Origin of the sequence: Streptomyces niveiscabiei, assembly GCF_001419795.1 — a bacterium.
Classification (GTDB): Bacteria; Actinomycetota; Actinomycetes; order Streptomycetales; family Streptomycetaceae; genus Streptomyces; species Streptomyces niveiscabiei.
This window is the reverse complement of sequence record NZ_LIRL01000223.1, coordinates 1-1,394: the sequence shown is the minus strand read 5'-3', so window position 1 is coordinate 1,394 and position 1,394 is coordinate 1. Positions and strand designations below refer to the sequence as shown.

1 protein-coding gene is annotated in these 1,394 nt (G+C 72.1%); it reads right to left on the bottom strand.

Annotated elements, in window-relative coordinates; genetic code table 11:
- On the bottom strand, nucleotides 1–1,394 hold a 1,394-nt coding region (locus tag AOK24_RS12425; protein ID WP_240553855.1), incomplete at both ends, for a penicillin acylase family protein.

Genomic DNA, 1,394 nt, shown 5'->3' with positions numbered 1-1,394 from the left:
AGCTACGTCGGGGCCGACGTAGCTCGCGCCGGGCAGGTCCTGGGTCGCGGCGTACAGGGTGGGCAGGGCACCCGCGCGGTCGGACTGGGCGACGAGGCGGTTGCCGAGGGACATGACGCCGCGCATCACGGGGTTGACGTGGTGGCTCTGGCGGGTCGTCGCGGACCAGCCGGGGTGGGCGGCGAGGGCGCGGACGACCTCGGTGCGGAGGGCGGCGTAGGAGGCGGCGTCCGTGCTGGCCGCGTCCATGTGGCGGTTCCAGCGCAGCAGGCGGTTCCTGAGGGTCTCGGCGGCCGGGGTGAGGTCCTTCAGCGCCGCCAGTCTGTCCAACAGGGGTGCGGCTGAGGCGAGTTGGGTGTCCATGTGGATCGTGCCGATCTCCTCGGGCGTCCACTTCTCGCGTTGCTGGAGGAGGGTTCTGATGCGGTCGGCCCGGTGCGCGGGGGCGAACTCGACACCCAACTCCCGTGCCGGGCCCCGCTGGTTGGCCATCACCGCGATGCCGTCGGTCAGTTCGGCGCGGGGCGTCTCGTGGACGCCGGTCCACTCGTGGCCCGGTTCCCAGGCCGGGACCAGGCGGACGCGGTTCGCCTCCGCGCGGACCGGGACGCGGCCGGCGACCCTGTGCAGGGTGCCTCCGGCGGTGTCGGCGGCCTGGACGACGTTCACGGGTTCGCACCAGGTGTCCAGGGCGGCGTCCACATCACCCACATCACGGGCCCTCAGCAGCTTGAGGAGCGCCTCGAACCCCAACTCCCCCGTCACGCGCGGCGGATAGCGCAGGCTCACCGCCAACGGGGTCGCGTCGTCCAGCCCTTCAGGCCCACCGGCGATCACCGGCCCCCGGGCTGTCTCCAACACCTCGACCTCCACGGGCGATTCGCCCGCGACCTCGATCACTTCCGTATGCCGGTGAACCCGGCGCCACACCCCGTCCGGGCCCAGCGCCTCCACACCGGCGCCGGTCCGCCTCAGCCGTTCCTTGTACAGGTCCTGGTAATCGGCCATCGCGTTCGTGATCGCCCAGGCGACGGTCCCCGTGTGCCCGAAGTGCGCAATGCCGGGCACGCCGGGCACCGCGAGCCCCACGACGTCGAACTCGTCACAGGCCAGCCGGAGTTGCTGATAAATACCGGGGTCCTCGATGAACCGGTGCGGGTCCCCGGCGATCAGCGCGCCGCCACTGACCGTCCGACTCCCGTCCAGCACCCACCCGTTGCTCCCCGAGGTGGCCGGCCCATCGGTGGCGAACAGGGACACCGCGTCGGGCCCGAGATGCCGTATCGCCTCCTCACGCCAGAGCTTGGCGGGAAAGCCGGCGAAGAGGATGTGAACGGAGAGCCAGACGGCAAGGGGCGTCCAGGGCGACCAGGGGCCAGGGGCGAGGCCGACAC